Origin of the sequence: Streptomyces sp. PTY087I2 (genome assembly GCF_001687325.1) — a bacterium.
Taxonomy (GTDB): Bacteria; Actinomycetota; Actinomycetes; order Streptomycetales; family Streptomycetaceae; genus Streptomyces.
Window position 1 is genome coordinate 105,186 of sequence record NZ_LZRD01000024.1, and the last position, 18,032, is coordinate 123,217.

The following is an 18,032-nucleotide window of genomic DNA, read 5'->3' on the forward strand; positions in this document are numbered from 1 at the left end:
CCGCGCCGGGGGGCCAGCTCCCCCGGCCCGGACCTCACACCGCGCCCGGCTCCTGCTTGCCCCGGCCCACCGGACCGCGCCCCGACAGCACCTCGCCGTAGGCCTGCATCAGATCCGCCAGCCGCAGCGTCGACAGGTCCTCCCGGGTCAGCTCGCCCGCATAACCGGACAGCCGCAGATCACGGTAGGCGCAGCTCTTCTCGTACAGCGTCCGCAGGAAGCGGCCGTTGCCCAGCTCGTCGATCCACCCCTGGTCCACCACATGGCCGCTGATGGAGCGCAGCTCGTCCAGCGCCTCCTCGTCCCACACGTCGTCGTTCTCGGCGGCCAGGACGCTGCCGATCGCGGTGAGTTCGAGCGGCCGGTAGCTGGGGAAGTCGACCCGGCTGGTGAACCGGGAGGAGAGACCCGGGTTGGTGGCGAGCAGCCGGTCCATGCCCTCCGGATACCCCGCGAGGATGACGACGAGATGGTCCCGGTTGTCCTCGGCCCGCTTGAGGAGCACCTGAAGCGCCTCGTCGCCGTACGCGTCGCCCTTGCTGTAACCGGAGTTGGCCAGGCTGTACGCCTCGTCGACGAACAGCACCCCGCCGAGCGCCGAGTCGATCAGCTCGTTCGCCTTGACCGCCGTCTGCCCCAGGAACTCCCCGACGAGATCCGAGCGTTGGGCCTCGACCAGATGATCGCCTCCGAGCAGCCCGAGAGCGTAGAAGACCCGGCCCAGGATGCGGGCCACCGTGGTCTTGCCGGTGCCGGAGGGGCCGGAGAAGACGAAGTGGCGCTTCGGCGGCTGCACGGGCAGACCCTGCTCGGCCCGCCGCCGGGCCATGTTCAACTGCGCCGACAACGCCTTGACCTGCCGCTTGACCGGCTCCAGGCCGACCATCCGCTCCAGCTGCGCCAGCGCCTCGGCCAGCAGGACCGGATCGCTGGGCCCGGCCGGGAACGGCGGCGCCTTACGGGTCCTGGTGCGCCGGGCCCCCTCGACGGGAACGGGCGGACCGGGGGCCGGTTCGTCGCCGAGCAGCCCGGCCTCGCCGACCGGCCAGGACTCGCGCCCGTCCACCAGATCGGTGCCGAGCAGCGCGTCGCCCTCCGGCTGCGCCTCCGCCCCCGCGCCCCCCGAACCGAAACCGGTCAGGGACACGGCGGCCAGATCCGCCGACTCGTCGAACCCGTCGCCCTCCACGAGCGCCGCCAGCCGGGCCGAGGTGTCCATGAACGCCGGGTCCACCCGGTGCACCGCCCGGTACAGCGGCAGGGCGGCGGCGCTGCGCCCGGTGCCCTCGTGGGCCCGCGCCAGCCAGTAGCGCAGCTCCTTGCGCTGCGGCTGCTCGCTGCGACAGCGCATCAGCGCGGCCGACAGCAGCGGCTCCGCCTGCCCGAACATCTCCAGCCGCACCCGGGCCATCCCGCCGAACAGGCCCGCCTCGATGCCCAGCATCGGATCGTCGACGAGCTGCTCGGTGCAGCGCACCAACTGCTCCCAGTCCTTGACCAGATACGAGCGGCAGGCGTGCAGGAACCGCACCTGCGGATCCGTGTCCACCGGCGGCAGCCCGGCCAATGCCCGGTCCAGCTCCGGCACATGGCGTCCGTCCAGCCAGTGCGAGGCGTGCGCCAGCAGCAGATCGCGCGGGCTCTCCAGCACCGGCTGCACCCACCAGCCCAGCCAGTACCAGGAGTTGAGCGCGCGGCGGTGACGGGCGCGCTGCTCGCCGAAGCGGTCGCGGTGCCGGTACATGCGTAACAGGGCGGTGGTGGTGTCGATGCGCAGCGCGTGGAGGCCGAGCCAGCCGTCCGCCATGCCGGGATCGAACCGCACCGCGGCTCTGAACTCCTCCTCGGCCTGCGGGTAGGCGCCCATCGTGTAGGCGTCCATGCCACGCAGCCAGGCGAGGTCGGCGGGGGCTCCAGCGCCCTGTGTGCCGATGTCCATCAGGTCCCCCACAAACCGTGCCCCCAGGATGTCCCGCCCGCACAGCATGCCCACCTGAGCGTGCTGAATCACGGCGTGGAGGAAGGGAATTGACCACACCGAGCTGCATCGTACCCGCGCACCGGGGGAGGAGCCGCGCAACGGCCGGCCCTCGGGGGTGGTCACCGAGGGTGAGTGAATCGCTCTGCGTAGTCGCCGGAGCGGCGGAGGGAGCACAGGGCGAAGCCCCCGATCACGGGGGAACAACCGGGGGCTTCGCGTCTGCGGGGGCTCCGAAAAGCCGCACAATGAGAACGTAAGACCAGTAAGGCCCCTCGGTCAAGCAGAGTTGAGGCTCTTCTGAGCTGATTTCCGACTGCTCAGTATGGCGCGGTGCCGTGGCTACGGTACGTGACGCTCCGGTGCGCTCCCGGCTGTCGCCCGGGCCCCGGCAGCCACGCGTACCCCTCGGGCAACTGCCGTACCAGAGTGTCGGCGTACGGCCGGGAGGGGTCCGCGGCGAAGTGCCGTTCCTCGGCGAGCGTCCACCCGTCCCAGAACCCGGTGAGCCCGGCCCCGTCGCGGCGCCGGCCCCGCTCCCAGGACGTCTCCCGGTCCAGCTCCATCCAGCACAGCGCCGCCAGCCACGGCCGCACCTCTCGGCGCCCCGCGCCGACCCCCTCCACCAGCACCACCGGGGCCGGCTCCAGGGTCCGCGCGGGCCCGAAGCGGCGCTCCGTCCAGTCGTACGGGGCATAGCGGGCGGACTCGCCGCGCGAGAGCGGCCCGAGCACCTGCTCCCGCAGCCGGCCCGTCCAGCCGAACAGCTCCTCGTGCGTGGCGAGATCGTCCAGATGGAGGACCGGGGCGCCGCCCAGCGCCGTCGCGAGGCGGGCGGCGAAGGTGCTCTTGCCCGAACCGGCGTGCCCGTCGACCGCGACGAGCCGGACCGGCCCGCAGGAGGGGGGCAGTGCGGCGAGGTCATCGGCGTGGCGGGCCAGGTCGTCCATGGCCCCAGGGTACGTTCCGGCACGCGGGCACCAGGGAGCCGCCGCAGGTCATGCCAGTGGTCCAGACCCATATTGGTTCGGCGGCGACCGCCGAACCGCTGGCCCGATCCGCCCCGGAACCGGGATAGTTGGCGAACCGCACGGCATCCGAACCGCAAACCGCACGGCGCCCGAACCGCACGGCATCCGCAGACCACCTTCTTCCGCATCCGACCGGGGGTCACGACCATGACCAGTCCGACTTCGCGCAGAACCGTTCTGACCGCCGCGCTCGCCGCCGCGGCGAGTGCGGGCACGGTGGCCTCCTCCGCCGCGCCCTCGTCCGCCGCCCCGTCCTCGCCCTCGCCTGCGGGCCCCTCCGCGACCCCGGCGGCCCTCGTGGACAACCGTTTCTGGCACACGTACACCGACTGGCGCTGCGGCACCGGCGACGGCACCCGGATCCTCCCCGGCGCCCGCCCCGGCCTGGTGATCGCCGCCCCGGCCGGCCGCACCGACTACACCGACCCGCACACCGGTGAGACGGCCGCCTGGGACTACGCCACCTGGACCTCGCCCGTCCACCGCTCCACCGTCCCGGCCACCGAGGTGATCGCCTCCTGGAACGCCCGTACACCGGCCGGCACCTGGATCCAGGTCGAGCTGAGCGGGCGTTACGCCGACGGCACCGCGACCCCCTGGTTCGTGATGGGCCGCTGGGCGGCGGGCGACGGCGACATCCGCCGTACCTCCGTCGACGACCAGGGCGACCCGCACAGCTCCGTATGGACGGACACCCTCGCGGTGGACGACCCGGCGAGCGGCGTACGCCTGGTCTCCCACCGGCTGCGGGTGACGCTGTACCGCGCCCCGGGCAGCCGCCTCACCCCGACCGTGTGGCGGGTCGGCGCGATGGCCTCCGACGTGCCGGACCGCTTCACCGTGCCCGAGACCGCCCCCGGCCCGGCCCGCGAACTGCCCGTGCCCCGCTACTCGCAGAACATCCACATCGGGCAGTACCCCGAGTACGACAACGGCGGCGAGGCGTGGTGCAGCCCCACCTCCTCGCAGATGATCATCGAGTACTGGGGCCGGAAGCCCACCGCGGAGGACCTCGCCTGGGTCAAGCCCGGCCTGCCCGACCCCCAGGTCTGCCACGCCGCCCGCAACACCTACGACTACGCGTACGGGGGCTGCGGCAACTGGCCGTTCAACGCCGCCTACGCCGCCACGTACCGCGACATGAACGCCGCCGTCACCCGGCTCGGCTCGCTCACCGACGTGGAGCGGCTGGTCCGCGCCGGAATCCCCGTCATCACCTCCCAGTCCTTCCTGAAGGAGGAGCTGACCGGCGCCGGATACGGCACGTCGGGCCATCTGATGACGGTCATCGGTTTCACCCCCGAGGGCGACGTCGTCGCGAACGACCCCGCGTCACCCGACAACGACGCGGTACGCCGGGTCTACCGCAGGCGCGAATTCGAGAACGTGTGGTTGAGGACCAAGCGCTATGACGCCGAGGGGAGGGTCAGAAGCGGTACGGGCGGGGTGTGCTACGTCTACTGGCCGACTCGGCCGACGCCTTCCCGCCAGCGGGTCCTGAGGTCGCTCGGCCTGGTCTGAGCAAGCCCGGTTCCGCGGCCGCCCCGATGACGGCCGCGGCACCGGGCGTGAGCAAAGCGCCCCCGGCGTAACGGAGTTGCCGGAGGGGCGCGCTATGTTGAACGTGTGACCGACATCGAATCGCGCATCGACACCACCCGGCCGCACACCGCCCGGATCTGGAACTACTGGACCGGCGGCAAGGACAACTACCCGGTCGACCGGGCGGCCGGTGACGAGATCCGGGCCCTGCACCCCGGGATCGGCGACTACGCGAAGGCGGACCGGCTGTTCCTGGGGCGGGCGGTGCGCCACCTGGCCGAGCAGGAGGGCATCACCCAGTTCCTGGACATCGGAACGGGGCTGCCCAGCGCCGACAACACCCACGAGGTCGCCCAGCGCGTGGCCCCCGACGCCCGCGTCGTGTACGTGGACAACGACCCGCTCGTCCTGGCACACGCCCAGGCGCTGCTGGTCGGGACCCCCGAGGGACGCATCGACTACCTGGACGCCGATCTGCGGGACGTCGACGACATCCTGGCCGCGGCGGCGAAGACGCTCGACTTCTCGCAGCCGGTGGCGCTGATGCTGCTCGGCGTCGTCATCTTCATCGAGGACGACGAGCAGTCGTACGCGATCGTGCGCCGGCTCATGGACGCGCTCGCGCCCGGCAGCCACCTCGTCCTGTCCCACACGGTCACACACCCCGACATGCCGGACGTCGACGAGGCAGTGGCGTTCTGGAACGAACACGGCACCCCGAAGCTGACGCAGCGCACCCCGGCGGCCGTCGCGCGCTACTTCGACGGCCTGGAACTGCTGGAGCCCGGGGTGGTGTCGTGCTCCGCGTGGCGGGCCCCGACGCCGACGCAGGATGTCGCGATGTACGCGGGCGTCGGCCGGAAGTGACGGCTCGCTCCCGGGGCCGGCGTTCCTCGCCGCCGGCCCCGGGAGCCTCACCCCGTCACCGTCAGGCGGTACGTCGTCGGCGCACCGCCCCCACGACCGCGTCGACCACCAGGAACCCGGCCAGGGTCACCCCCAGGACCGGCAGCGCCCAGCCCAGGGCGGCCACGGCCGGGATGCCCAGGACGAGGGCGGGCAGCGGGATCCGCCGCCACGCCCCGCGCTCGGGGGCCCTGCCGACCGGCGCGCGCCGGTCGCCCCGGGTGGGCCGGCGCTGCCACCACATGCGGTAGCCCCAGACGATCACCGCGGTCAGGCCGAGGGCGACGATCGCCAGCACGATCTGGTTGGCGACCCCGAACAGCACCCCCATGTGGCCCTGCACGCCCAGCTTGCTGAGCTTGTTGAGGGCCGGGTGGTCGGCCCAGCGGGTGCGCGAGGTGATCTCGCCGCTCGTGGTGTCCACGGCCACCCGGTCGTAGTGCACGGGCCAGGTGTTGTCGGTCTGCGCCACGACCCACGCGCTCGCCGCGTCCGCCGGGGGCGTCACTTCCACGATCCCGCCGAGACCCGCGCCCCGGGCCGCAGCCAGGGCCGCGTCGAAGTCCGCCGGATCGGCGTCGGCGGTCGCTCCGCCGGAACCGCCGTGCCCGGCGTGCTCCGAGTGGTCCTCGGCCGGGGCATCGGCGCCCGGCAGCGCCGTGTCCAGAGCCGGGGCGTTGCCGTTGGCCGCGTCCAGCAGCCGGCCGAACCGCTCGCCGCCGTAGTTCGACCAGGTGAGGCCCGTGGCGCTCAGGAACAGCAGCCCCAGCGCGAGCCACACCCCGGTGGCCGCGTGCCAGCCGCGGGTCCGCCGGACTCCCTTGGCCTTACGGTCCGGAAGCAGCACGCCCCGGGCCGACTTGGCGCGCAGACCCCGGGCGCGCCCGAGCCACAGCACCAGGCCGCCCACGACGGCCACCCACAGCCAGCTCGCGGCGACCTCGGAGTACAGGCGGCCCACCTCGCCGAGGTGGAGATTGCGGTGCAGGTCGTCGAGCCAGGTGGTGAGCGGCGTCGACCCGAACCAGGTCGTCAGCTCGCCTCGCACCTCGGCGGTGTACGGGTCGACGAACACCGTGCGCTGGTTCTCGCCCAGCTCCGGCACCGCGAGCACCACCCGGGTGGTGTCCTCGGGGCCCGGCGGAGTGATCACCGACGCCAGGGTGCCTTCGGGGTACGCGGCCCGCGCGGCGGCGATCTGCTCGGCCAGCGGGCGTACCTCGTCCCCGACCCGGTCGACGCGGAGCTGGTCCCCGTAGACGATCCGGTCGAGCTGGGGTGTCAGCGTGTAGGCCAGCCCGGTCAGCGCGGCCACCAGCAGGAAGGGGGCGACGAGCACCCCGGCGTAGAAGTGCAGCCGGACCAGGAGATGCCGTACCTCCGCCCAGGAGCGGGCCGGGCGATCCGGCCGCCCGGACGAGTCTTTCGCGGGGCCGCCCGGTCTTCCGGCGGCCGGATCGTGGGCCTTCCCCTCCTGCCCGTTCTGCTCCTTCTCGCTCTGCTCTTGCTCGTTCTGCGGTATTTCTTCGGTTCTGCGGGACATGGTGCTCCTCGGAGGGCGGACGGTGACGGACGCGCGCCCGACGCCTCCCGCACGCATGCCTGACGGACGCCGGAGCGGTTCCGGCGTCGGGGCAGGTGGGGGAGGAGGTCAGGCCGAGGCCGCCACGGGCGGCCCGCGCCGGGACCGGGACCGGGCGAGGAGCGCCCCGAACCGGATCCGCACCACCACCGGCGGCACCGGGCGCGACCGGGGCGGGCAGGGGAGCGACGGGGCCGGCCGGAGGACGACGCGCGGGGCGAGCAGCGCCCCGAGGCGTCGCAGCACCCGCTCCCCGTACAGCACGCAGAGGGCCGACCCGAGCGTGGCCGCCGCGTGGGCCAGGGGCATCCCGGCGTCCATGGCATGCCCGGCGGCCACGTCCTCGGATGCCCCGGCCATGTGGTGCCGGGCCCCGTGCCCGTGCCCGGCGGGCATTCCGGGATGCGGGCCTCCGCCGGGGGCCGGGAGGAAGTGGAACGCGTTGTGCAGGGCGAACTGGGTCGCCCCGAGCACCAGGACCACGACGTCGAAGCGCCGCTTCCGGCCGCCGAGCAGCAGGGCGCCCTGCACGGTCAGGGCGAGGAACAGGAGCGCGAGCACCCCCGCGCCGGGCAGGCGTCCGCCCGCCGCGACATGGCTCCCGGCACCGAGGGCCAGGCACGCCGAACCGCAGAGCAGGCCCCTGGCCGCTCGCCTCGGCAGGCCGCCCGGTGCACGCATGGACACAAAATAGCCAGCTGCCCCGGGAGGCTCGGCGGGGGGTGCGGCGTGCGGCTCGGTGCCGCGGTCTCTTCCCATGGGGCAGTAGTCGGCCGGATGGCCGAAAAAGTTCCCACACCCGCCCCGGGATCGCCGGGCGGCCGGAAACGGCTGTGGGGGGTGGCGAACCGCCACCCCCCACAGCCGCGCGCCCGGCTGGTCGATCAGTCGATCGCCTTGATCAGCTCGCCGTTCGTCGTGTCACCGCTCAGCTCCCAGAAGAACGTGCCGCCGAGGCCCTGCTCGTTCTTGTAGGTCATCTTGGTGCCGATGGTCTCCGGGGTGTCGTAGCTCCACCAGTTGTTCCCGCAGTGCGCGTACGCCGTGCCCGCGACCGTACCCGTGGCCGGGCAACTGCTCTTGAGGACCTTGTAGTCCTCGATGCCGGGCTCGTACGTGCCCGCCGCCGCCCCGGTGGCGGTGCCGCCCGGCTCGGACTGCGTGACGCCGGTCCAGCCGCGGCCGTAGAAGCCGATGCCCAGCAGCAGCTTCTCCGACGGGATGCCCAGCCCCTTCAGCTTGGAGATCGCGGCGTCCGAGTTGAAGCCCTCCGACGGGATGCCCGGGTAGGAGGTCAGCGGGGAGTGCGGGGCCGTCGGGCCCTGCGCCGCGAACGCGCCGAAGAAGTCGTACGTCATCGGCAGGTACCAGTCGAGATGCTTTGCCGCCCCCGCGTAGTCCACCGCGTCGATCTTGCCGCCGTCGGAGCCGTCCGCCGTGATCGCCGAGGTGATCAGGTTGTCGTTCCCGAAGGCCTTGCGCAGCTCGCCCAGCAGATTGCCGTACGCGTCACGGCCGCTGGTGTCACAGGTGAGCCCGCAGGCGTTCGGGTACTCCCAGTCGATGTCGATGCCGTCGAAGACATCGGCCCAGCGGGGGTCCTCCACCAGGTTGTAGCAGGACTGGGCGAACGCGGCCGGGTTCTGCGCGGCCTCACCGAAGCCGCCGGACCAGCTCCAGCCGCCGAAGGACCACAGGACCTTGAGGTCGGGGTGGAGCTCCTTCAGCTTGCGCAACTGGTTGAAGTTGCCCCGCAGTTCCTGGTCCCAGGTGTCCGCGACGCCGTCGACCGACTCCTCGGCGGTGTAGGCCTTCTCGTAGTCGGCGTAGGAGTCGCCGATCTGGCACTTGCCGCCGGTCACGTTGCCGAAGGCGTAGTTGATGTGGGTGAGCTTGTCCGCGGAACCCGACGTCACGATGTTCTTGACGTGGTAATTGCGGTCGTACGTACCCCAGTTGGTGAAGTATCCGATCACCTTGTCGCCCGCGGCGGCCGTGGGGGCGGCCTCCTTCGCGGTGGCGGCGGGGGCGGCGCCGGCCTGGGACATACCGGTGACGCCGAGCAGGGTGGCGCCGAGGGCCGCCGTACAGGCGGCCGCGGCGAGCGCCCGGAACCGGGCGCGGGGACGGTGCAGCTTGAGCATCGTGGCTCCTCGTGGGGGAGGGCTGGTGCGTGGGGGTGCCGGCCGAACTCCGGGCCTGCGCCCGGTTTGACATGAACGCGTTAGGCGTTCGGTGGAACCGTAGAAGGACTAGACCAGTTGGGTCAATGGTTCGGACCAATTCACTGATCGTTCCCGCCCCCTTCACGCCTCCGACCTGCCCTTTGCCCCCGTGACGGAAGACGGCCGATCGGGCATACTCAACCCGCCACAGCCGATGACCGCGCCACCCGTGACCCGGGAGGGCAGGATCGGCTGCGCAGTCTGTTTTTCCCGGGATCACCTCCGGGAGATCACCCGGCGGCGCCTCTCCCACCCCGAGCGCGCGACCGCCGCAACGCCCGACAGGGAGGAGAGCGCCGTCATGTCCGACCGTGCCCCGCAGCCGGTGGAACGCCGTCTGCCCACCGAGGAGTCCCGGCAGCTCGTCGCGCTCGTCCGCGACATCGTGTCCAAGGAGATCGCTCCCCGGGCGGCCGAGGAGGAGGAAGCGGGCGTCTTCCCCCGCGAGATCTTCACCCTCCTGTCCGAGTCCGGACTCCTCGGACTCCCGTACGGCTCCGCCCACGGCGGCGGCGACCAGCCCTACGAGGTCTACCTCCAGGTCCTGGAGGAACTGGCCGCCGCCCGGCTCACCGTGGGACTCGGCGTCAGCGTCCACTCCCTCGCCTGCCACGCACTCGCCGGATACGGCACCGACGAGCAGCAGGCCGCACACCTCCCGGCGATGCTCTCCGGCGGCCTGCTGGGGGCCTACTGCCTCTCCGAGCCCGCCTCCGGCTCCGACGCCGCCTCGCTGCGTACCAAAGCCGTACGGGACGGGGACGACTGGATCATCACCGGGACCAAGGCGTGGATCACCCACGGCGGCGTCGCGGACTTCTGCACCGTGCTGGCCAGGACCGGCGTCGAGGGTGCCCGCGGCATCACCGCCTTCCTCGTCCCCGGCGACGCCGAGGGGCTGAACGCCGCCCTCCCCGAGAAGAAGATGGGGATGAAGGGCTCGCCCACCGCCCAGCTCCACTTCGACGGCGTACGGGTCGGCGACGACCGGCGCATCGGCGAGGAGGGCCAGGGCTTCGCCATCGCCCTGTCCGCCCTCGACTCCGGGCGGCTCGGCATCGCCGCGTGCGCCATCGGGGTCGCCCAGGCGGCCCTGGACGAGGCCGTCCGCTACGCCACCGACCGGCGCCAGTTCGGCCGCCCCATCGCGGACTTCCAGGGGCTGCGGTTCATGCTCGCCGACATGGCCACCCAGATCGAGGCGGGCCGGGCGCTGTATCTGGAGGCGGCACGGCTGCGGGACGCGGGGGAGCCCTTCTCCCGGCAGGCAGCCATGGCCAAGCTGTTCTGCACGGACGCGGCCATGCGGGTGACCACCGACGCCGTCCAGGTGCTCGGCGGATACGGCTACACGCTCGACTTCCCGGTCGAACGGCTGATGCGCGAGGCGAAGGTGCTCCAGATCGTGGAGGGCACCAATCAGATCCAGCGCATGGTCATCGCGCGCCACCTCGCGGGTCCCGAGACGCGCTGAACCGCAAGGGTCCCTCGGACCATGCGGGCAGGGCCGCGGCCTGGGTCCACTCCGGGTCGCGGCGCCCCGGCACGGTCCGGCCGGCGCTCTCCCACTGTCTGAGCAGCGCGCTGTAGATCGGTGGATCCACGGGGGCGCCCATGGGCGAGTTCCCCGTGGAGCGAGGCAGCGGCTGTGCGGGCGTTCCCGGCTGCGGAACCGATTCTTCGGGGGCGGGTGCGGCGAGCCGGCGGCGACCCGAACCGACTGGTGAATGCAGCGTGGTCATACGGGGCCAACGCCGTGGGGCGGGCCGGGGTCACTGTCCCGCCGATTCGAGCGCTCGTTCGCGGGTGCCCACGTTCCGGGGCGGCGAGCGGGAGAGCCGCGGGCACCACGGCGGCGGGCCGTCGTGGTGCTGGGCAGGGCATACGCGGTACGGGTCAGGCGGCCTCGCGCCGCATCCGCGGCACACGCAGTGGGCGGGAGCCGGGGCCTCCGGCGTGCGAGAAGGGCTGCATCCGCCAGTCGAGGCCCTGGGGCAGCGTCAGCAGCAGCCCGGCCTCCTGCTCCTGGAGCTCCAGCGTCTCGTCCGCGGGCCGGCCCTCGCCCGCGCCGCGGCCGGTTCCGGCGCACACGGTGAGCACGAAGGGGTTCCACGGCGTGGGGCACCGGGCGTGCTCCGGGAGGACGTCCTCATCGGCCAGCAGGGCGATGGGCTGGGCGCAGTCCGGGCAGACCACCCGGACCATCTCGAACATGTCGTACGCGTCGGAGCCGCCGTCGTCGTCCGGATCGACAGGCTCCGGTTCGGTACGTTCGGTGAGCTTCAGGCTCTGCATGGAATTCCCCCCTCGGGTGGGCCGACAAGGCGACACGGCCTCGACCACAGCAAGCACTTCCCGCCGCGCGTGGCCGGTAATCGCGAGGCGGTCCGCTACCGACCCGCGAGCCTGTGGCGTTCGTCACATGCCGCCCGCAGGTGCCGTTCCGTGACCCGCGCGACTGTGCCGAGCGGTGCCCGGGGCCATAGGTTGATCCGCATGGAGGAGCTGGACCGTCAGATCGTTGAGTTGCTCGTCAAGGACGGGCGGATGAGCTACACCGACCTGGGCAAGGCCACGGGCCTGTCCACCTCGGCGGTTCATCAGCGTGTCCGCAGGCTGGAGCAGCGCGGGGTGATCCGCGGCTATGCCGCGGTCGTCGACCCCGAGGCCGTCGGGCTGCCCCTCACCGCGTTCATCTCGGTGAAGCCGTTCGACCCGAGCGCCCCCGACGACATCGCCGAACGGCTCGCCGGGGTGCCCGAGCTGGAGGCCTGCCACAGCGTCGCCGGGGACGAGAACTACATTCTCAAGGTGCGGGTGGCGACCCCGCTGGAGCTGGAGCACCTGCTCACCCGGATCCGTACGCTGGCCGGCGTGTCCACCCGGACCACCGTCGTCCTCTCCACCCCGTACGAGGCCCGGCCCCCGCGGATCTGAGCCCCGCATCCCCGGCTCAGGGCCTCGGGCCGCCGTGGGTACGGGCGCGGGCACCGGCCCTCCGGAGGGGGCCGCAGTCCGGGCGGCCCCCGCCAGGCGCGAGACTGGTCCCATGAGCCAGAGCACCGCCCCCCAGAGCACCCCCGACCACCGCACCGTCCTGTTGCGCGGCGGAGACGTCCACAGCCCCGCCGACCCGTTCGCCACCGCGATGGTCGTCGAACGCGGGCATGTCGCCTGGGTGGGTTCCGAAGGGGCCGCCGACGCCTTCGCGAGCGGCGTGGACGAGGTGGTCGACCTCGAAGGCGCCCTGGTCACCCCGGCGTTCACCGACGCCCATGTGCACACCACCGCCACCGGCCTGGCCCTGACCGGGCTCGACCTCTCGAACGCCCGCACCCTGTCCGAGGCGCTGGGCCTCGTCCGGGCGTTCGGCGAAGGCCGTGCCCCCGGGGACGTCCTGCTCGGACACGGCTGGGACGCCGCCCGCTGGCCCGAGCGGCGCCACCCCTCGCGCGCCGAGCTCGACGAGGCGGCCGGCGGCCGGGCCCTCTACCTGCCGCGCATCGACGTGCACTCGGCGGTCGTCACGACGGCCCTGCTGGACCTCGTCCCCGGCGTCACCGCGATGACGGGATATCACCCGGACGGGCCGCTGACCGGCGACGCCCACCACGCGGTGCGGGCCGCCGCCCACAACGCGCTCCCGGCCGCCCAGCGCGCCGCCGCCCAGCGCGCCGCCCTCGACCACGCCGCCTCCCTCGGCATCGGCAGTGTCCACGAGTGCGGCGGGCCCGAGATCTCCGACGAGGAGGACTTCACCGGTCTCCTCGCGCTGGCCGCCGAGCGGCCCGGACCGCGCGTCTTCGGCCTCTGGGCCGAGGAGATCGCGGACGAGAAGGACGCCCGTCGCATCCGCGAACTCGGCGCGATCGGCGCCGCCGGAGACCTGTTCGTCGACGGCTCCCTCAGCTCGCACACCGCCTGCCTGCACCGGCCCTACACGGACGCCCCGCACACCGGCACCGCCCACCTGGACGCCGCCCGGATCGCCGCCCATGTCACCGCCTGCACCGAGGCCGGCCTCCAGGCGGGCTTCCACGCCATCGGCGACGGAGCGGTCACCGCCGTGGTGGACGGGGTCAGGGCCGCCGCCGCGACGCTCGGCCTCGACCGGATCCGGGCCGCCCGGCACCGCGTCGAGCACGCCGAGATGCTCACCCCCGAGACGATCGCCGCCTTCGCCGAGCTGGGCCTCACCGCCTCCGTCCAGCCCGCCTTCGACGCCGCCTGGGGCGGCCCGGACGGCATGTACGCCGAACGCCTCGGCGCGGAGCGGGCCGCCACCCTCAACCCGTACGCCGCGCTGTTGCGGGCCGGAGTGCCGCTCGCCTTCGGCTCCGACAGCCCCGTCACCCCGCTCGACCCCTGGGGCACCGTGCGGGCCGCCGCCCACCACCGCACCCCGGAGCACCGCGTCTCGGTCCGCGCCGGGTTCACCGCCCACACCCGGGGCGGCTGGCGCGCCATCGGCCGCGACGACGCGGGCCTCCTGGTGCCCGGCGCCCCGGCCGACTACGCCGTCTGGCGGACCGCCGAACTGCTGGTCCAGGCCCCCGACGACCGGGTCGCCCGCTGGTCCACCGACCCCCGGTCCGGCACGCCCGGCCTGCCGGACCTGACGCCCGGCGCCGAGCTGCCGGTCTGCCTGCGGACCGTGGTCCTCGGACAAACGGTCTACGTGCGACCGAACGAGTGACGTCGGGACATTTCGTACCGCCGATCGATGGCCCGATCGCCGGTCCGCGACCTGCGGCCCTTCGGCACTGACCAGGCCATTTCGGAAAAAGTCGCAGGTCGCACGGCTGTTGACAGAAAGCGCCCACGGGCCGGTAGGTTCGGCCGGGTCCACCACAGGACGTCCGACCGGTTGAACCTCCACGCAGTCGTCGAACGCCGCTGGGTCATGAGGCGGTGTGCCGCACCGGCGCACCACCGCTGACAGCCAGGTTCAGCGCCCGCGCCTCGGGGGCGAGGGAAGGTTTCAGCCGGACGGAGGGTGGGACCCGGGTGGGGCCCGGACGTTCAGTAGACAACGGCTTTCGGTCGACCCGCAGCCAGCGGGTCCCAGGTCGGCCCGAAGGGCGCCGGGCCCCGATCCGCAGTTCCACCGTGGGGGCGCGTCCCGCCGGCCGGTGTGCTGGATATGGTGTCCCTCTGTGTACGGACTCTAAGGGGCAGTAGTGAACGACGGCGGTCAGAGGCAGTTCGGCCCGCTCGGCAAGGTTCTGGTGATCATTCCGACCTACAACGAGGTCGAGAACATCAAGCCGATCGTCGACCGGGTGCGCACCGCCGTCCCGGACGCCGACATCCTGGTGGCCGACGACAACAGCCCCGACGGCACCGGCAAGGCGGCCGACGAGATCGCCGCGGCCGACGACCAGGTCCACGTCCTGCACCGCAAGGGCAAGGAAGGGCTCGGCGCCGCCTATCTCGCGGGCTTCGCCTGGGGCTCCGAGCACGGCTACGGCGTCCTCGTCGAGATGGACGCCGACGGCTCCCACCAGCCCGAGGAGCTGCCCCGGCTGCTCACTGCGCTCAAGGGCGCCGACCTGGTCCTGGGCTCCCGCTGGGTGCCCGGCGGCCGCGTGGTCAACTGGCCCAAGAGCCGTGAGGTCATCTCGCGCGGCGGCAGCCTCTACTCCCGGCTCGCCCTCGGCCTCTCCGTCCGGGACGTCACCGGCGGCTACCGCGCCTTCCGCACCGAGACGCTGAACGGCCTCGGGCTCGGCGAGGTCGCCTCGCAGGGCTACTGCTTCCAGGTGGACCTCGCCCGCCGCGCGGTCGAGGCGGGCTACCACGTGGTCGAGGTCCCCATCACCTTCGTCGACCGGGAGGTCGGCGACTCGAAGATGAGCCGGGACATCCTCGTCGAGGCGCTCTGGCGGGTCACCGGCTGGGGCATCACCTCCCGCGCGAACAAGGTCCTGGGCCGCAAGACCCTCTGACCGCCTCGGGGGCGGCGCCGGGGCTTGCGCCCGGGGCCCGCCCGCCCGGTCCGCTTCATGATCACCCTCTTACGCCGTTTGCACGCCGGTACGGGCACACTGGGGGCATGACGACCGGCACTCCGCCCCCGACCCGTCCCCGGCGCTCGCGCGCCCGTAGATTCCTGCCGCTGGCCCTGGCCGCCTGGCTGGTCCTGGAGATCTGGCTCCTGACCCTGGTCGCCTCGGCCGCGGGCGGCCTCGTGGTCCTGCTGATCCTGGTGGCCGGGGCCGTGCTCGGCGCCGTGGTCATCAAGAGCGCCGGCCGGCGCGCCTTCAAGAACCTCACCGAGACCCTCCAGCAGATGCCGGGGCAGCCCGGCGCTCCCGCCACGCCACCGGCGGCCCCCGCGGGCGGCAAGGGCACCCGGGGCAACGGGCTGCTGATGCTGGGCGGGCTGCTGCTCCTGATCCCCGGACTGATCTCGGACGCGGCCGGGCTGCTCCTGCTGGTCCCGCCGGTGCGGACCATGATCAGCCGTTACGCGGAGCGCTCGCTGGAACGCCGGATGCGGACCGCGTCGCCCGGCAGCCTCGGGGACGCGTTCCAGCAGGCCCGGATGCACCGCCCGGACGGAAAGGTCGTCCAGGGCGAGGTCATTCGCGACGACGACCCCCAAAGGCCCGGCGGCCCCGACGACGACCCCCAGGACCGGCGCCCGCCCCTCACGCCCTGAGCGGGCGTACGCACCAAGAGCCGCGGGCCGTGACACACGTTCTGTGTCACGGTGCTGTTGTACTGCTGTGCGGTGTTACGCGGTCAGGCAGACTTCCTGCTGTCCCGCGGGTGCACGGCGATGTTCATGGCTCCGGAACGGAGAACCGCCAGCCTCTCGGCCAGCACCTCTTCCAGCTCCTCGCGGGTGCGCCGCTCCATGAGCATGTCCCAGTGCGTGCGCGCCGGCTTGCCCTTCTTCTCTTCGGGGCCGTCCCCGTCCACCAGGAGTGCCTGGGCGCCGCACGCCTTGCACTCCCACTCCGGCGGAATCTCTGCCTCTACCGAGAACGGCATCTCGAATCGATGTCCGTTCTGGCATGCGTACTCCACCGCCTGGCGCGGGGCCAGATCGATGCCGCGGTCCGTCTCGTAGCTGGTAACCACAAGTCGCGTGCCGCGGAGAGCTCGCTCACTCATGAATCGTGCCTCCCGGGCTTGTCGCCCACAGGACAAAATGTCGCTGTCGTCGTCATCCGGTCAACGTCCGGTCGGCGGTAAAGATTCCCGTTGCGGGTCATACGTCGCCCGTCGTGCCGCTGCTTTATCTGGGTTGAGTACCCGCCCATGCCCGGTTTGTCACCTCTGGTGGATGTTGTCACCCAACGGTTGAGCCGCTTCCACTGGCAGTAACGGTCCTCCGGGCAGGCCAAAGACGTATACTACCGGCCTTTGACTTCAACGTCTAAATCCGTTCCGGCACGGGGTTGCCCGCGGCCTCCACCGCACGCCTCACCGGGACCCGCGCGAGCAGCACCGCGCCGAGCGCGAAGAACGCCACCAGCGAGATGATCGCGTCCCGGTAGCTGCCGGTCAGCTGGTACGCCAGGCCGAACACCAGGGGCCCCAGCCAGCTCAGTCCGCGGTCGCTCATCTCGTACGCGGAGAAGTACTCCGCCTCCTTGCCGCGCGGCACCAGATGCGAGAACAGCGACCGGGACAGGGCCTGGCTTCCGCCCAGCACCAGGCCGATCGCCGCGGCCAGAACGAAGAAGAACACCGGCGCGTCGGCGGGCAGCAGATAGGCGGAGAGCAGGATCAGGGTCCAGACGATCAGCGACCCCAGAATCGTGCGCTTCGCGCCGTACGTCCGGGCGAGCCGCCCCATGCCGAGCGCCCCCGCCACCGCCAGGATCTGCACCAGCAGCACCGCGACGATCAGCGTCGTCTGGTCCAGGCCCAGCTCCTCGGAGCCGTACAGCGAGGCCTGTGAGATCACCGTCTGGATCCCGTCGTTGTAGACGAGATAGGCCAGCAGGAAGGAGAGCGTGAGCGGGTGGCGGCGCATGTCGCGCAGGGTGGCCCGCAGCTGCTTCCAGCCGGAGCCGACCGCCCCCTCGCCGTCCGGTCTCACCCGGCGGTCGCGCAGCCGGCGCAGCGGTACAAGCGTGAACGCGCCCCACCACACACCGGCCGAGGCCAGACAGATCCGCACCGCGTCGGACTCCGAGAGCCCGAAGGAGTCGTGACCGGTGTACAGGATCAGGTTGAGGACCAGGACGAGGGCGCCCGAGGTGTAGCCGAAGGCCCAGCCGCGCGAGGAGACCTCGTCGCGCTCCTCCGGCTCGGAGATCTGCGGCAGATAGGCGTTGTACAGGACCATCGACACGGAGATCGAGGCGTTCGCCACGATCAGCAGGAACGCGCCCAGCAGATAGCGGTGGCCGTCCAGGAAGAACATCCCGGCCGTCGCCGCCGCCCCCGTGTACGCGGCCGCCGCCAGCAGCGGCTTCTTGCGCCCCGTACGGTCCGCCGCCGCGCCCACGATCGGCATCAGGATCACGGCCACCACGATGGACGCCGAGACGGAGTACGCGAACAGCGAGCCCGCGCGCACGGGTATCCCCAGCGGGTGCACGAAACCGTCCGGGTCCGCCGCGGCCTTGGCGACCGACGTCAGATACGGACCGAGGAAGACGGTCAGCACGCTGGTGGAGTAGACGGAGCACGCGAAGTCGTAGAAGTACCAGCCCTGCTGCTCGCGCTTGCGGGCGGCGGCCGTCGTGCCGTCCGGCGGCTGCCCCGACGGATCGGCCTTCCCCGTTGTCCCCGTGTTCATCCCGGCG

15 protein-coding genes are annotated in these 18,032 nt (G+C 72.5%); 7 read left to right on the forward strand and 8 right to left on the reverse strand.

Translation table 11 applies throughout. From position 1 onward, the window contains the following. Positions 1 to 34: 34 nt before the first annotated feature. Positions 35 to 1,939 carry an AAA family ATPase gene (locus tag A3Q37_RS26165; protein WP_065488107.1) on the reverse strand — a complete coding sequence of 635 codons (1,905 nt, stop codon included), beginning with the start codon at positions 1,937 to 1,939 and terminating at the stop codon, positions 35 to 37. Between the two features lie 359 nt (positions 1,940 to 2,298). Continuing rightward, positions 2,299 to 2,928: a uridine kinase gene (locus A3Q37_RS26170; RefSeq protein ID WP_065488085.1), complete on the reverse strand. Its 630-nt coding sequence runs from the start codon at positions 2,926 to 2,928 to the stop codon at positions 2,299 to 2,301. Positions 2,929 to 3,156: 228 nt separating this feature from the next. Between A3Q37_RS26170 and A3Q37_RS26175 the strand changes: the two genes are divergently transcribed. Together A3Q37_RS26175 and A3Q37_RS26180 are read left to right on the forward strand one after the other, a co-directional pair. Then, complete coding sequence (locus A3Q37_RS26175) at positions 3,157 to 4,530, forward strand: peptidase C39 family protein (protein ID WP_065488086.1); 1,374 nt, start codon at positions 3,157 to 3,159, stop codon at positions 4,528 to 4,530. A 105-nt stretch (positions 4,531 to 4,635) separates the two neighbouring features. After that, on the forward strand, positions 4,636 to 5,418 hold the full coding sequence (locus A3Q37_RS26180; RefSeq protein WP_065488087.1) for an SAM-dependent methyltransferase: 783 nt from the start codon (positions 4,636 to 4,638) through the stop codon (positions 5,416 to 5,418). A 61-nt stretch (positions 5,419 to 5,479) separates the two neighbouring features. Here A3Q37_RS26180 and A3Q37_RS26185 read toward each other — a convergent pair whose 3' ends face one another. From A3Q37_RS26185 to A3Q37_RS26195, 3 genes are all read right to left on the reverse strand, one after another. Further along, positions 5,480 to 7,000 carry a PepSY domain-containing protein gene (locus A3Q37_RS26185; RefSeq protein WP_065488088.1) on the reverse strand — a complete coding sequence of 507 codons (1,521 nt, stop codon included), beginning with the start codon at positions 6,998 to 7,000 and terminating at the stop codon, positions 5,480 to 5,482. 108 nt (positions 7,001 to 7,108) lie between these two features. Then, positions 7,109 to 7,600: a hypothetical protein gene (locus tag A3Q37_RS26190; protein ID WP_079137999.1), complete on the reverse strand. Its 492-nt coding sequence runs from the start codon at positions 7,598 to 7,600 to the stop codon at positions 7,109 to 7,111. A gap of 323 nt (positions 7,601 to 7,923) precedes the next feature. Continuing rightward, positions 7,924 to 9,183 carry a glycoside hydrolase family 18 protein gene (locus A3Q37_RS26195; protein ID WP_065488090.1) on the reverse strand — a complete coding sequence of 420 codons (1,260 nt, stop codon included), beginning with the start codon at positions 9,181 to 9,183 and terminating at the stop codon, positions 7,924 to 7,926. A gap of 382 nt (positions 9,184 to 9,565) precedes the next feature. On the opposite strand from A3Q37_RS26195, the gene A3Q37_RS26200 reads away from it, so the two are divergent. Then, positions 9,566 to 10,738, forward strand: a complete 1,173-nt coding sequence (locus A3Q37_RS26200) for an acyl-CoA dehydrogenase family protein (protein WP_065488091.1) — start codon at positions 9,566 to 9,568, stop codon at positions 10,736 to 10,738. Between the two features lie 422 nt (positions 10,739 to 11,160). Here A3Q37_RS26200 and A3Q37_RS26205 read toward each other — a convergent pair whose 3' ends face one another. Then, the gene (locus A3Q37_RS26205; protein ID WP_065488092.1) at positions 11,161 to 11,559 is read right to left on the reverse strand and encodes a hypothetical protein; all 399 of its coding nucleotides are present in this window, start codon (positions 11,557 to 11,559) and stop codon (positions 11,161 to 11,163) included. A 201-nt stretch (positions 11,560 to 11,760) separates the two neighbouring features. On the opposite strand from A3Q37_RS26205, the gene A3Q37_RS26210 reads away from it, so the two are divergent. The 4 genes from A3Q37_RS26210 (at position 11,761) to fxsA (ending at position 15,928) form a co-directional block, all read left to right on the forward strand. Beyond that, entirely contained in the window at positions 11,761 to 12,201 is a 441-nt protein-coding gene (locus A3Q37_RS26210) for an Lrp/AsnC family transcriptional regulator (protein ID WP_010057405.1), read from the forward strand. Positions 12,202 to 12,313: 112 nt separating this feature from the next. Continuing rightward, positions 12,314 to 13,960: an amidohydrolase gene (locus A3Q37_RS26215; RefSeq protein ID WP_065488093.1), complete on the forward strand. Its 1,647-nt coding sequence runs from the start codon at positions 12,314 to 12,316 to the stop codon at positions 13,958 to 13,960. Between the two features lie 484 nt (positions 13,961 to 14,444). Beyond that, positions 14,445 to 15,212 carry a polyprenol monophosphomannose synthase gene (locus A3Q37_RS26220; RefSeq protein WP_032781006.1) on the forward strand — a complete coding sequence of 256 codons (768 nt, stop codon included), beginning with the start codon at positions 14,445 to 14,447 and terminating at the stop codon, positions 15,210 to 15,212. A 107-nt stretch (positions 15,213 to 15,319) separates the two neighbouring features. Beyond that, positions 15,320 to 15,928, forward strand: coding sequence for an FxsA family membrane protein (gene fxsA / locus A3Q37_RS26225; RefSeq protein WP_065488094.1), 609 nt, complete (start codon positions 15,320 to 15,322; stop codon positions 15,926 to 15,928). 83 nt (positions 15,929 to 16,011) lie between these two features. On the opposite strand, the gene A3Q37_RS26230 is transcribed toward fxsA, so the two are convergent. Both A3Q37_RS26230 and A3Q37_RS26235 read right to left on the reverse strand, forming a co-directional pair. Continuing rightward, positions 16,012 to 16,386 (reverse strand): RNA polymerase-binding protein RbpA, encoded by a 375-nt coding sequence (locus A3Q37_RS26230; protein WP_003959706.1) that lies wholly within the window; start codon positions 16,384 to 16,386, stop codon positions 16,012 to 16,014. 265 nt (positions 16,387 to 16,651) lie between these two features. Beyond that, entirely contained in the window at positions 16,652 to 18,025 is a 1,374-nt protein-coding gene (locus A3Q37_RS26235) for an MFS transporter (RefSeq protein ID WP_065488095.1), read from the reverse strand. Between the last annotated feature and the right edge of the window lie 7 nt (positions 18,026 to 18,032).